The organism is Luteibacter sp. SG786 (assembly GCF_011759605.1).
In the GTDB taxonomy this organism is placed as follows: domain Bacteria; phylum Pseudomonadota; class Gammaproteobacteria; order Xanthomonadales; family Rhodanobacteraceae; genus Luteibacter.
This window is the reverse complement of the sequence record NZ_JAAOYX010000003.1, coordinates 407727-421076: the sequence shown is the minus strand read 5'-3', so window position 1 is coordinate 421076 and position 13350 is coordinate 407727. Positions and strand designations below refer to the sequence as shown.

Sequence of the window (13350 nt, the reverse complement as noted above, 5' to 3'; positions counted from 1 at the left end):
GGGCGATGGGGGAATGGGTGGTCATGGCGGGTCTCCGGGACCTCAGATCAGGAACGAGGTGAGGACGAAGTCCAGCGCCAGGATGGCGATGGACGAGGCCACCACCGTACGCGTCGTGGCATACGCGACGCCTTCGCTGGTGGGCGGTGTGGTGTAGCCCTGGAACACCGCGATCAGGGAGACCACGATGCCGAAGGCGAAGGATTTGAGCAGCACGCCATTGACGATGTCCTTGTGGATATCGACGGTGGCGGTCATGTTCGACCAGAAGGTGCCGTTGTCGATGCCCAGCCAGGTGACACCGACAAGATGGCCGCCGAACACACCCATGGCGCAGAACACGAGGCCGAGCAACGGCAAGGCCACGACACCCGCAAGGAATCGAGGCGCGGCCACGTAGGCGATGGGATCGACGGCCATCATTTCCATGGCGTCGAGCTGGTCGGTGGCACGCATGAGGCCGATCTCGGCGGTGACGGACGTGCCCGCGCGGCCCGCGAACAGCAGCGCCGTAACGACCGGACCGAGTTCGCGGTAGATGGCGATGGCCACGACGGTGCCGGTGGCCGAGGTGCCGCCGAAGATGGACAGCACGTCGTACAGCTGCAGGCCCAGCACCATACCCACGAACAGGCCGCAGGTCATCACGATGGTGAGGCTCATGGCGCCGACGAACCAGATCTGCCGAACCGTCTCGCGGCCGTGCCGGAAGCTGCGCGGGATGGCCGCGAGGATGGTGAGGAGGAACAGCCCGCAGGCGCCTATCTGCGCCAGGCTGCGAACGACGACGTTGTCGTTCCTGCTGCTCATGCCTTGCCTCCGGGAAAACCGAGCGCGCTGGCGTAGTCGCCGGCGGGATACTGGAAGGGTACGGGGCCGTCGGCCTCGCCCCCGAAAAACTGCGCCGTCCACGGCGAACCGTCGTTGGCCAGCGTGGCGGGATCGCCTTGTGCCACGACCTTGCCGTTCGCGATGAGGTAAACGTGGTCGGCCACCTTCTGCACGGCCGCCAGTTCGTGCGCCACCAGCACGCTGGTGATGCCGAGGGTCTCGTTCAACGTGCGGATCAGCAGCAATACCTGGTTCAGCGCGATGGGGTCGAGACCGACGAAAGGTTCGTCGTACAGGATGAGCGCAGGATCGAAGACAATGGCCCGTGCCAATGCCACGCGCCGCGCCATGCCGCCGGACAGCTCGGTGGGCATGAGGCGCGCCGCGCCGCGCAGCCCCACGGCCTGCAACTTGTTGAGCACGATATTGCGGATCAGTTCCTCCGGCAGCTTCGTATGCTGACGGAGGGGAAAGGCCACGTTCTCGAACACGTCGAAGTCGGTCAGCAGCGCGGAGTTCTGGAAGAGGTAGCCGATCCGCTCGCGCAGTTCGAACAGTTTCTCGCGCGACAGCTCCGGCACGTTCAGGCCGTCGAGTTCCACGCTGCCGGCATCGCCGCGCATCTGCCCGGTGATGTGCTTCAGCAGGGTGGTCTTGCCGGTACCGCTGGGGCCCATGATGGCCGTGACCTTGCCCCGCGGGATGTCGAGATCCAGGCTGTCGAAGATGGTCTTGCCGTTGAGGACCGTGGTGAGTCCGCGTACGCGGACGATGGCGTCGTCGGTCATGGGGCGATCAGCTCCTCGATCAGCGATTCGTGCCGGCGCGCTGCCAGTGGCGCGCGTTGGCGCACCGCGCGCACGATGGACCGGAGGTCGCCCAGGGCGTCCTCGAAGCGGTCGTTCACGATGATGTAGTCGAACTCGTGCGCGTGGGCGATTTCCTCGCGCGAATTGAACAGCCGGCGCTCGATCACCTCCGGGCTGTCGGAGGCGCGGCCGCGCAGACGGCGCTCCAACTCCACGCGCGACGGCGGCAGGATGAACACGCTGACGCAGTCGGGCTTGCCGCTGCGCACCTGGCGCGCGCCCTGCCAGTCGATTTCCAGCAGTACGTCGCGGCCCGAGGCGAGGGTGCCCTCGACGACCTTGCGCGAGGTGCCGTAGAGATTGCCGTGGACTTCGGCATGCTCCAGGAAGATGCCGTCGGCGATCTCCCGCTCGAAATCCGGCCGCTCGACGAAAAAGTAATGCCGGCCATATTCCTCGCCCACACGCGGCGGGCGGGTGGTATGGGAGATCGAGAGCGAGATATCCGGCTCGCACTCGAGCAACGCGTTGACCAACGTGGATTTCCCCGCGCCGGAAGGCGCAGCCACCACGAACAGGGTGCCTTCGATCATCCGCGGTCGACTCGCTGGGGGTACATGGCTCGCTCCGATGGCACCGGCGTACCGAACGGTCGGTATCGGCACGCATCCTGTTGTGCAAAAGGGGATTGTACCGGGTTTCCGACCTGGGTCGGCGAGAAGCCCCGTCACCTGGCGGGTTCGCCGGCCCCGCCCGGTCGCTTGTACACCACCCCGCCTTTCATTACGAAGGTCACGTGCGCCAGCGTGCCGATGTCTTTCGTCGGGTCGCCCGGGACCGCGATGATGTCGGCGTCGAGGCCGTTGCGCAGCTGGCCGATACGGTCCTGCTGCCGCAGCACCTTCGCATCTACCGCGGTGGCGGCCAGCAACGCCTGCGCCGGCCGCATACCGTCGCGCACCATCCATTCCAGTTCCTTGTAATTGCTGCCGTGGGCGAACACGCCCACGTCGCTCCCGTTACCGATGGTCACCCCAGCCTCCAGCGCGCGCTTGAACGCCTGGGCCGAGGCACGCATCGACTCGGTGGGCGGCTGGCCCGGCTTCCATCCTCCGAAATACTCCGCGTAGGCGGCGCTCGCTTCCAGCGTCGGCATGTAGGCCACGCCATGTTTCTTCATGAGCGCAAAAACTTCCGGCGTGCCACCGTAGCCATGTTCGACGGTGTCCACGCCGGCGAGCACCGAACGGCGCATGCCTTCCGCCGTGCTCGCGTGCACCGCCACCGGCAGCCCCAGCGAATGGGCCATCTCGACTCCGGCCCTCAACTCATCCTCGGTGAATGTGGGCACGGAACCCTTGCTCTTGCCGCAATGGTAGTCGGCGTAGATCTTGATCCAGTCGGCACCGTGGGCCGCCTGGTCGCGCACGGCGTCGATCATCTGCGCCGTGCCGCTGACGGGAATACCACCTTGCGGCAGGTCGAGGTCGTCGCGAAAGCCGAGTGGACCGGGTCCGTAACAGTGCGCCGCGACAGTGGCGCGCGTGGCGACGAAGAGGTGCGGGCCCGGAACCAGGCCTTTCTCTATGGCCTGCTGCACATCCACGTCCGCGTAACCCGCGCCCTCGGTGCCCAGATCGCGCAATGCCGTGAAGCCGCTCATCAACGTGTCGCGTGCATGCTTCACGGCCTCGACCGTGCGGAAGGCCAGCGTTTCCTTGAGCACCTGGTCGTTCCACAAGGTTTCGTCGTACGGGTGCAGGAAGATGTGCGAATGGGCGTCGATGAGGCCGGGCAGCAGCGTCGTGCCGGGCAGTTCTATCGTCTGCGCACCCGGAGGAACGGGTACCTTGGCCGCGGGACCGACGTCGTCGATCTTGTCGCCCCGCACGAGCACCACCCACCCGTCATGCGTCTGCTCATCGCGCGCATCGAAGACACGATCCGCCTTGAGCAGCACCGCCGTGTCAGCCGCGGGTGCGGCGGCTTCGGCGGTGGCCCATGCCAGCAGCGACAGGGCCAGCACGCCCCACAGTTTCACGCCTCGGATCATTGCCATTCTCCCTTCAAATCCTTCAAGCGATTGGAAACCTTCGGACGCGACGAATCACTCTCCGGGGTGATACGTGCGCTCGGCATGCCCTTGCAGCTCTTCCGGCCAGAAGTACACCTTCCGCAGGTTCCCTGTCGTATAGCGCTCGGCTTCGTCGTTGAAGTGTTTCGACGCCGGGTCGCCGCTCTCGCCTCCGGCCGTGACGGCGCGGGCACGAACCTTGTCGCCGAATTCCACCACCGCCACGAAGCTGTTGCCGCTGGTGCCGTAGTAACGCTTCGTACCGGGCCAGCGATGCGCCCCGAACGAGGCGAGCGAGCCCCAGCGCGAAGACGTGAACGGCACGGGGAGGCTCGGCCTGGCGTCGTCGAAGCGCTGCCGGATGGCACCGTCCACGCGCTGGAAGCGATTGACCTCGCCCCATGGCACGCCCCAGCTCCCGAAGTCCTTCTCCAGGCGGTCGGCGGCTTCGGCAAGGGCGGCAAGGCGCATGGCGGGGCCGGCCTTCTCGGCCATCAGGTCGTAGACGGAGAGACCTTCGGCCGTGTCGAGGCCGCTTGCCTTGTCCCAGAGGATGTCGCCCCAGAACACTGCCAGCGACGTAGGCATGGACGCGATGCCCCAGCGGTAATCCCAGGTGCGCAATAGCGCGACGGGACCGGCCAGCTTCCGCTTCATCGGATCGCCGGCTGGGAGCGCGTCGTAGTCCGCGACGAGGATCGGCAGCTGCCGCGCGAACGCCGGGAGGTAAGGATCGAACGCGGCGTCGATAAGCGACGCCAGTGAGAAACCGTTCCGGCCCGTGAGCACGCGCGTGGCGTGCAGGCCGCGCGGGTTTTCGCCCACGGCGTCCATGTAGCGGGGAAAGTCGGCCTGCCGCGGGCTGTCGGGGCCAGCGGCCGAATACGGCCAGTCGTTGGTGTTGAATATCCACCCCGTCGGCGGGTTGAAGACCCGCGGTGCCTTGTCGAGCGGCAGCAGCCCTTTCCAGTCGGTGTCGGGATCGCTGCCGTCCACCGGCTTCGTGTAATCGAAGCGGTCGTCGCGCTTGGGAATGAACTGCGGATGCAGATAGGCGATGTTGCCCTTGTCGTCCGCATAGATGGTGTTGTTGGACGAGTTCGCCTTGAACTCGGCGACCTTCATGTAGGCCGCGAAGTCGTTCGCCTTCGTGCGCAGCCAGCTCTGCTGCAAGGCTTCCAACGGCTTGTTCATCAACGCCTCGGCAATCCAGCGGTTGCCGTCCGCGCGGACGATCGGGCCGTGGTGCGTGGCATAGGTGGTGAAACGCCGTTCGCCGAGGGTGCCGTCGCTTTTCCGCACCGGCACGACGATCTCGCGCACGGCCACCGGTCGAAGGGCTTTTCCGTACCGATAAAAAAGCTTGCCGCCTTGCCGTTCGATCGTCTCGGCGAACTCGTCCACGACATCCGCGCCGGTGGAGGTATGCATCCAGCCCAGATGCCTGTTGAAGCCCTGGTAGATGAAGAACTGCCCCCAGGTGACGGCCCCATACGCATCCAACCCCTCGTCGCTGGACACTTGGAGTTCGGAGCGGAAGAAGAACGAGGTGTGCGGGTTGATCAGCAGCAACGCGTGGCCGTCGGCCGTGAGTTTCGGCGCGATCGCGATGCCATTGGAGCCAGTGGGCTCCGCCCAGCTGGAAGGCGGCACGAACTGCGCAAGTGCCCCCTCCGGGTCGTTGCCGTAGAACGCCTGCAGCCAGGCCGGCTTCACGCGCTCGATGTCCCCGCCGATGCTGCCCTCGCTGAAGCTCAACGCCATCCAGGGTTCGAAGCGCCGGATGACACGAGGGTGCACATCGGGATGGGTGGCGAGGAAATAATTGAGACCGTCGGCCCATGCATCCATCAGGCTCTTCAGCCACGGCGGCGCGCGGCCGTACATGGCCTTCAGCTGCTTCTCGTCGACGAACAGACGCTGGCGCAGGTCCGTCCACAGCGCGGATTCTCCTTCCGCCTGCGCGAGCCAGCCGAGCGACGTGAGGTAGTTCGTCTCGATGCGATTGAAATCGTCTTCGGCTTGCGCATAAGCCATGCCGAACACGGCATCCGCGTCGCGCTTGCCGTGCACGTGTGCTATGCCCCAGTCGTCGCGGACGATCGTCGCCGCGGCGGCCTCACGCTTCCAGCGCGGCGCATCGCCGGTTTCCGAAGCCGCGAGGACGGAGGGGCTGGCGAGGACCGACGCGAAGAACAGGATGTACCGGCGAAGCCTCATCGGGACGGGCGCCATGCATGGGATCGCCGATCCTAGCTTCCCACCGGCCGGATCGGTCAAGTGCATGCATCCCCGCCGAGCCCGGCATGGTCCAAGGCGCCGGCCCGGCGGACCGCTGGAGCACCTTTCGCCGCGCGTCGCGAAAATCGTTACGCAGGCAACCATTATGTGCCATCAGTCATACGGTAAACACCGTAAAAACAGGCCTCCGAAAGCAATTCCATTACTCATGCTTAATGCGTCGGAGAGCACTCTCGTGCCATGCGCAGGGGGCAGTGCCCTACGCACGACCGGTCCATAGATTCACGCTCGCCTTCGCAAGGCCCTGCGCCGCCGGCGAGAATGCGAGACCCGGCTCGCCCATCCCTTTCCGCACGGGTTCGTGCACCGAGGCATGGCCATGTATGTCGCCCTTTCCATGAATGCGCTGAACTTCTACCCGCACACGCTGGCATTCGAAACCGTACGGCAAGTGGACGCCGTCCGCCGGCACAACTGGTCGCCTGGCTACTACGCGGGTGGCGACGATGTCTCGGTGGGCCATTTCCTCGACGAAATCGCCGCGAGCGAGACGCCTCAGCCGACCGGGTGCGCCAGCGCGTAGGCGATGGCGCATCCTTCCAGCCAAGGCATCGCACTTCACGAGCCGACAACAGGTCATCCGTACTATCGCCCGTGCAGGGGAACGAGGCTGGAAGATCAAGGAGAACGAGATGAGCAAGGAAGCAGCATCGCCTGGGCAATACGTACTGTCGCGGGCAGCGACTATCCGAACCTGGGAACGCCGCCGACAAGCAGGGGAGCCGGAAGCCCCGATGCTGGTCGATCCGAGTCAGGCCCCCGGCAACAACATCCTATATCCGGGTGCGGCGCCGGATTCGGGCGTTGTAATCCGTGTCCCGGTCTATGAAAACATGGCTGCCGGGCAACGGTTGATTCTCAACTGGGAAGGCGTCCTGCCGTTCTCCACCTCGAAGTTCGTGAGGGTGCCGGGCAATTTCTTGGACTTCAGCGTGCCGAAGGACGTTCTCCCGGACGCTGATTCGGGGCGCCCCGAATGCTATGTCTCCTATATCGTTCAGGAGCCGGGAAAGCCTGACAGAGCTTCGGGCACAACCATCATTCACGTGACACAAGAATTCCCGGCACCTCCGCCAGTGACGGTTCCGGCAGCGCCAGACGGCGAACTCGACTTCTCGACGATCGACAGAGAAATCGGACTGCCTGTGCAGTTCCCGGATGCCGTCATCGTAGGCGCGTCGTGGCTCGTTTATGCCCGAGACGGGCACCCAAAGGACCTAGTTGGCTTCAGGGCCATGCCCGGCGAGACGGTCAACCTTTGGCGCGAACTTCTCGATCAGGTCGAATCGGGAGACGAGGCTCGAATCTGGTACATGGGCGCAACCGACTTTATCAGTCCTTCGAAGATGGTTGCCATTCGCGCGCTCTGAACCCATACGAGGCATGCGATAACCATAGGGCCAGGGGCAATCCGCCCCTGGCAATTGGCAACCCTGGCCGCGTGCCGGCCGAATCGGTCAAGCGCCTGCGATCTAACCGAGCCCGGCGTGTGTCAGGGCATACCCTATGGCGGCGCGCACCGCCGCCACCTGCGCGTCGTTGCACTGCTGTGGCGTGGCGCGAGGGCTGTCCGGGTAAACCTCGGTCGTGGTCGTGTAGCGCGCGCCGGTGATGCCGGCGCAGAGGCCCAGTTCCTTCAGCGCGTATTCGATCACCCCGGGAGCCACCATCGGCGAACCGATGATCTCGCCGTTCGCATCGGCCGGCGCGATATGCGTCACCTTCGCCACGGCGGCGATCACTGCCTGCTGGAACGCGGGCTGCGGATTTTCCGAATCGTCGACGAGGTAGAAGCCGTCGGGAATCTCGCCCGGCTCGAACGGCTTGCCGTCGCGCGCCGCGAGCGCCGGACGAAATTCGGTTTCGTCCGAATCGGTGGTTTCGTGCAGGTCGATGTGCATGAGGACGCGCCCACGCAGCGGTGCCAGCAACTCGACCAGCGCAGCGGCCTCGCCGGAAGGACTGCCTTCGCGGAAGTTCCGGTTTGGATCGATCGCGTCCGGATTCCAGCGATGGATGCGCTCGTAAGCCCAGGGACTGACGCAGGGCACCACCAGGAGATTCGCCTGCCCTGCATAGTCGTTGCCATGCTCGCGCAGGAACTGCAAAGCCCCGTGCACACCGCTGGTTTCGTAACCGTGCACGCCGCCCGTCACCAGCATCACCGGACGATCGTCGCGCCAGCCGCGACCACGCACCGCCAGCAAAGGGAACCGCTCGCCGTCGTAATCTAGCGAACCGTATTCCGACACATCGAACCGATCGCGCAGCGCGTCGATGGCACGCAGGACGTCGTCACGGAAGTCGCGCTGCTTCGTCTGGCGCGAACGCCACATGGCGATCTCGGCGGGCCCCCAGGGCGTGCCGGGGATACCGATGGGATACGACATCTGCTGGTTCAAAGCCGCGCTCCGTTTTGAATGGCGGTCATTCTAACCGGCTCTACATCCGCTCAGGCACCCGAATCCCGAGCAGGTCGAGGGCCTCGGCCAGAACACCAAGCGTCAACGAAGACAGCGCCAGGCGCGATGCGCGCTCGTCGACATGGGAAGCCGCCAGCACCGGGCACACCGCGTAGAAACGGCTGAATGCCTGGGCGAGCTCATAGGCGAAGTCGGCGATTTCGTTCGGCGCATATCGCGCTGCCGACGACGCCACGACGTCGGGGAAGCGCGCGCAGAGCAGCACGAGGTCGCGTTCGGTCGGCTCGCGCACGTCGATGGCGCCCGCGACGACACCCTCGCGCCGGGCCTTTTCCAGGATGGAGGCGATGCGCACGCAGGCGTATTGCACATAGGGGCCGGTGCGTCCCTCGAAGGACACCATGCGCTCGGCGTCGAACACGTAGCCGGAGGTGCGGTAGGTGGAGAGGTCGGCGAACTTCACGGCGGCGATGCCGATGGTGGCGGCGAGCGCGGCGGCTTCCTCTTCGGGCAACGCGTCGTCTGACTGGCGCGCACGCGCCTTGTCGAGCGCATCCGCCAGGAGATCGCGCAACTGCGCCACGCCGCCGTCGCGCGTCTTGTAGGGCTTGCCGTCGCTGCCGTTGACGGTGCCGAAGCCGACGTGAACCAGCGTGATGCCCTCGGCGAATCCCGCCGCCCCGGCTGCGCGGAACACCTGGGCGAAGTGCAGCGACTGGCGCTGGTCGACCACGTACACGATGCGCGACGGATGGTGCCGCTGGCGGCGATCGAGGATCGTTGCGAGATCGGTCGTCGCATACAGGGCGGCGCCGTCCGATTTCTCGAGGAGCAGCGGCGGCATGGGCGATTCGTCGTCGTCACGGGCCACTTCGATGACGAGCGCGCCGTCGCTCCGCACGGCCACGCCCCGCGCGACGAGGTCGGCGATCATGCCGGGGATCAAGGGCTGCACGTGGCTTTCGCCGAGCAGTTCGTCGAAGTGCGCATCCAGCGTGGCGAAGTCGCGCACCTGCGCATCCAGCGACACGCGCCGGACGACTTCCCATATGCGCATGTGGCGCTCGCTGCCCGCCTGCAATTCCGCCGTGGCCGCGCGTGCCAACGCCATGCGGGCCGGATCGGCCTTGCAGGCCGCGGCCACGCGGGGATAGAGCTCCTGCAGGGTCTGCATATCGAACGGGGGGCGGTCGCGCCAGGGTCCGTCTTCGGCCATCTCGGGCCATAGGACCAAGGCCTCGGAAATCAGCATGCCCATCTGCAGGCCCCAGTCGCCCAGGTGCACGTCGCCGATCACGCGGTGGCCTTGCGCCGTGAGGATCCGACGCAGGCTTTCACCCAGCACGAGCGAACGAAGATGGCCCACATGCAGGGGCTTGGCGACGTTCGGGCCGCCGAAGTCGATGACGATCGTCTCGGCCGGCTGCTGCTGGATGCCGGCATGCGGCGCGGATGCCTGCGCCGCGGCGAACGTGGACAGCACACGGTTGGAAAGACGCAGGTTGATGAAGCCGGGCCCGGCCACGCTCACCTCGGTGAAATCCTCCAGCGGGGCGAGTCGGGCGACTACCTCGTCGGCCAGTTGCCTTGGCGGGCGGCGCAGGCGCCCGGCCAGGGCCATGACGGCGTTGCACTGGAGATCGCCAAGATCGGGGCGCTGCGCCGGCAGCGCGCGCACGCCGTCGGTATCCAGTCCACAGGCGGAGAACGCGTCGGCCAGCAGCCGGTCGACGTGCGCGAACAAGGTCGCTTCCATGTGAGAAGGCATCACGGGGTTCCAATTCGGAAGGGAGCAGATCAACGATGCAGAACATAACCGAGTCGAAGAAAGCTAGCCGAAAATCGACTGGATTAGGCTCCGAAGGCGACCCATCCCGATGCGGAGGAACATGATGCGAAGCCGGAGCCTCCTATTTGCGCTGCTGCTGGCGCCGTCGGTCTACGCGGCGGACTCCCCGAAAGACGTGCAGGCACTGATCGCCCGGGGCGACTACCCCGGCGCGGAAACGATGCTGCGCGAAGCCATTGCCGAGCATCCGCAAAGTGCCAAGGCGCACTATGTGCTGGCGGAAGTGCTTGCCCATGAAGGCAACGTGGGCGAGGCGAAGTCCGAGGCGGCGAAGGCAGCCACGCTGGACCCTGGAACCCACTTCACCGATCCCGCGAAGTTCCAGGCCTTCCGGCGCAAGCTGGATGCTGCGCTCGCGCCCTCTTCCGATCTTCGCGCGTCGACGCCGCAGCTGGGGGTCAGCGAGCGGGCGCCGCAACGCGGGACAGCCGGCCGATCGCACCTGCTGAATCTGCTCGCCATCGGCGCCGGCATCGCGCTGCTGGTGTTTCTCTGGATGCGCCGCCGGCGCACCGATGTGCCACCGGCAGGGTACCCGCCCGTGCCGCCGCCGGAGGGCGTGCCCCCGTATGGCGCGTATCCCGGCGGCGCCCCTTACGGCGTGCCGCCGCAGCCCCACTCGGGCGTAGGCACGGCGGTGGCGGCCGGTCTCGGCGGCGTGGCCGCCGGCATGCTGCTGGACGAGGCGCTGCGCGGGCGTCACGACGACGACGGGTTACGCGACACCGGCCCCGTTATCCGCGAGGACCGCGATCCCTCCGCGCAGGCCTATGACGATCTGCGCGACGAACCGATCGACATGGGCAACAACGACGGCTCATGGGACGACGCCGGTTCCGGTGACGGTACGTTCGACGACGACTCCTGGTAGCCGCGGAGCAGCCGACAAAAGGTTGGCAAAAGACTTCCCGGCCATTCTGGCGCCTGCCCCTTCGCGAGTTCGCTCTCCCCAACGCCCATGCATATCCTTCTTCTGGAAGACGACGTCGAACTGGGCGGGGCCATCAAGCATGCGTTGGAGCAGCAGTCGTATGCGGTGACGTGGCTCACCGACGGCCGCAGCGGTGCGAGCGCACTGCCCGATGCGTCGTTCGACCTCATCCTCCTGGACCTGGGCCTGCCCGGACGGGACGGTATCGATCTGCTCCTGCAGGCGCGCCGCAGCGGCATCAAGACGCCTGTCCTCATCATGACCGCCCGCGATGCACCGGAGGCGCGCATCAAGGGCCTGGACATGGGCGCGGACGATTACCTGGTCAAACCCTTCCACCTCGGCGAGCTGGCCGCCCGCATCCGCTCGCTGACCCGGCGCGCGCAGGGCCTGGTCGACAATCGCATCGAGGTCGCCGGCCTTGTCCTCGATCTGGCGACAACCGACGTGGCCTTCCGTGGGGAACGCATCACATTGACCCGCCGCGAATTCGCGGTGCTCCGCATCCTCATGGAGCGTGCCGGGCGCATCGTCCGGCGCGAGAGCCTGGAGAGTTCGGTATACGGGTTCGATACGGTGGTCGACCGCAACGCCATCGAAGTCCACGTTCACTGGCTGCGCCGCAAGCTCAGTCCGGAACTCATCCACACGGTGCGCGGCATCGGCTACATGATGCCCCGGGAACCCAAATGCCAGCCCTCAGCCTCCGCGCCCGGTTGACCTGGCTCATCATCGCCGTGCAGGTGGCGGTGCTGATTCCGCTGGGCGCCATCAGCTACCAGCGCGAGCGGGCCGAGATGGTGAAATTGCTGGACGGGCGGCTCGCCCAGGCCGGACGCACGCTCGGCACATTGATTGCGGACAGCCAGCGCGGTTACAGCGACGAGGATGCGCAACGCGCCGTCAAACTCGTCACCGACGCCCAACGCGGCACGGTCGTGGTGGCGGTCCACGCAAAGAATTACGAACCCGAGGTGGGTTTCCAGGCCTACGACCCGCACGGCAAGCTCATCGCCGCTACGGCGAACCTGGCGGACCTGCCGCCCCCCGCGCCGGGAGAGCGCGGATTCAGCGACATCGAACACGATGGGGCCGGCTGGCGGCTGTTCACTCTGACCAACCGCTTCAATCTCACGGTGCGCATCGGCGAACGGGCGGAGAACCGGGCCGACATCACACGGGAACTCGTTCTCGAACACTCGCTTCCCCTCATCATCGGCCTGCCCTTGTTGGCGTTGCTGGCGAGCCTGGCGGTCAAGCAGGGCTTGCGGCCGCTGGACAAGCTCACCCAGGTGCTCTCCGAGCGAGCCCCGCGCAGCCGCACACCCATCGCCATCGAGCGCTCCCCGGGCGAGATCAAGCCGCTGATCGCCACGCTCAACGAACAACTGGAACGGCTGGAGGACGTGATCGAACGCGAGCACCGGTTCGCCGGCGACGTGGCGCACGAGCTTCGCACCCCGCTCGCAGCGACGACCATTCACCTGGAGAGCGCGCTGATCGCCAACGATCCGGCCGAACTGGAGTTCACCCTGCACAGCGCCCGGCGCAGCCTGGGGAGGCTGGGGCGACGCATCGAGCAGATCCTGGCCATCGCTCGCCTCGAAGCCGGTGCGGCAGCCGAGCAGCGCATTCCGCTGGACCTGATCGTGCTGGCGACCGAAGTGGTGGAGGAGCTGGCACCGCTCATTGCCGAGAAGGACATCTCGCTCAGCCTCACGCATGAGGAGCCGGCGGTTCGGGTATCCGGCCACGAGGTTGCACTGACGGCCATGTTCCGCAACCTGGTGGAGAACGCGCTTCGCTATGCACCCGAAGGCGGCCGCGTGGACATCTCGGTTCACCGTGATGCCGGCATCGTCGTCATCGAAGTCTGCGACGACGGGCCGGGTATACCGCCCTACCGCCGTGCGCTGGCGTTCAAGCGCTTCGAGCGGAGCAGCGATACCAAGGAACCGGGCTACGGCCTGGGCCTGAGCATCGTGCAACGCGCGGTCGAGCTGCATGAAGGCTCGATCGAATTACTCGACGGTCCGTCGGCACGAGGCCTCCTGGTGCGGATCCACATCGAGGCGCTCGACGGCTGACCGGCCGGCGCGCGAAGCAAGGCAAAAGATTTCCACAAGGTTCGG

General features: G+C 66.2%; 12 protein-coding genes. 5 read left to right on the top strand and 7 right to left on the bottom strand.

Annotated elements, in window-relative coordinates; genetic code table 11:
• Positions 1-42 precede the first annotated feature (42 nt).
• The 5 genes from mlaE to FHS47_RS17805 all read right to left on the bottom strand — a co-directional run bounded on the left by mlaE (position 43) and on the right by FHS47_RS17805 (position 5934).
• Positions 43-810, bottom strand: coding sequence for a lipid asymmetry maintenance ABC transporter permease subunit MlaE (mlaE, locus tag FHS47_RS17825; protein ID WP_167031366.1), 768 nt, complete (start codon positions 808-810; stop codon positions 43-45).
• Entirely contained in the window at positions 807-1619 is an 813-nt protein-coding gene (locus FHS47_RS17820) for an ABC transporter ATP-binding protein (protein ID WP_167031365.1), read from the bottom strand. The genes mlaE and FHS47_RS17820 overlap by 4 nt, the downstream gene beginning before the upstream one ends.
• The gene (gene gmk, locus FHS47_RS17815) at positions 1616-2233 is read right to left on the bottom strand and encodes a guanylate kinase (RefSeq protein ID WP_167031362.1); all 618 of its coding nucleotides are present in this window, start codon (positions 2231-2233) and stop codon (positions 1616-1618) included. The genes FHS47_RS17820 and gmk overlap by 4 nt, the downstream gene beginning before the upstream one ends.
• 134 nt (positions 2234-2367) lie before the next feature.
• The gene (locus FHS47_RS17810) at positions 2368-3699 is read right to left on the bottom strand and encodes an amidohydrolase family protein (protein WP_208382126.1); all 1332 of its coding nucleotides are present in this window, start codon (positions 3697-3699) and stop codon (positions 2368-2370) included.
• A gap of 48 nt (positions 3700-3747) precedes the next feature.
• The gene (locus FHS47_RS17805) at positions 3748-5934 is read right to left on the bottom strand and encodes a penicillin acylase family protein (protein ID WP_208382125.1); all 2187 of its coding nucleotides are present in this window, start codon (positions 5932-5934) and stop codon (positions 3748-3750) included.
• Positions 5935-6334: 400 nt separating this feature from the next.
• Here FHS47_RS17805 and FHS47_RS17800 point away from each other — a divergent pair, with 400 nt between their 5' ends.
• A complete protein-coding gene (locus FHS47_RS17800; RefSeq protein WP_167031356.1) occupies positions 6335-6538 on the top strand; it encodes a hypothetical protein in 204 nt (67 codons plus the stop codon).
• A 109-nt stretch (positions 6539-6647) separates the two neighbouring features.
• Positions 6648-7385, top strand: a complete 738-nt coding sequence (locus FHS47_RS17795) for a hypothetical protein (protein WP_167031353.1) — start codon at positions 6648-6650, stop codon at positions 7383-7385.
• Between the two features lie 102 nt (positions 7386-7487).
• On the opposite strand, the gene FHS47_RS17790 is transcribed toward FHS47_RS17795, so the two are convergent.
• Both FHS47_RS17790 and argS read right to left on the bottom strand, forming a co-directional pair.
• The gene (locus FHS47_RS17790) at positions 7488-8405 is read right to left on the bottom strand and encodes a M14 family metallocarboxypeptidase (RefSeq protein ID WP_167032325.1); all 918 of its coding nucleotides are present in this window, start codon (positions 8403-8405) and stop codon (positions 7488-7490) included.
• Positions 8406-8457: 52 nt separating this feature from the next.
• Entirely contained in the window at positions 8458-10206 is a 1749-nt protein-coding gene (gene argS / locus FHS47_RS17785; protein WP_208382123.1) for an arginine--tRNA ligase, read from the bottom strand.
• Positions 10207-10327: 121 nt separating this feature from the next.
• Between argS and FHS47_RS17780 the strand changes: the two genes are divergently transcribed.
• From FHS47_RS17780 to FHS47_RS17770, 3 genes are all read left to right on the top strand, one after another.
• A complete protein-coding gene (locus tag FHS47_RS17780) occupies positions 10328-11158 on the top strand; it encodes a tetratricopeptide repeat protein (protein ID WP_167031350.1) in 831 nt (276 codons plus the stop codon).
• Between the two features lie 87 nt (positions 11159-11245).
• Positions 11246-11938 (top strand): response regulator, encoded by a 693-nt coding sequence (locus FHS47_RS17775; RefSeq protein ID WP_167031347.1) that lies wholly within the window; start codon positions 11246-11248, stop codon positions 11936-11938.
• Positions 11908-13305 carry an ATP-binding protein gene (locus tag FHS47_RS17770; RefSeq protein ID WP_167031344.1) on the top strand — a complete coding sequence of 466 codons (1398 nt, stop codon included), beginning with the start codon at positions 11908-11910 and terminating at the stop codon, positions 13303-13305. The genes FHS47_RS17775 and FHS47_RS17770 overlap by 31 nt, the downstream gene beginning before the upstream one ends.
• The last annotated feature ends 45 nt before the right edge of the window (positions 13306-13350 follow it).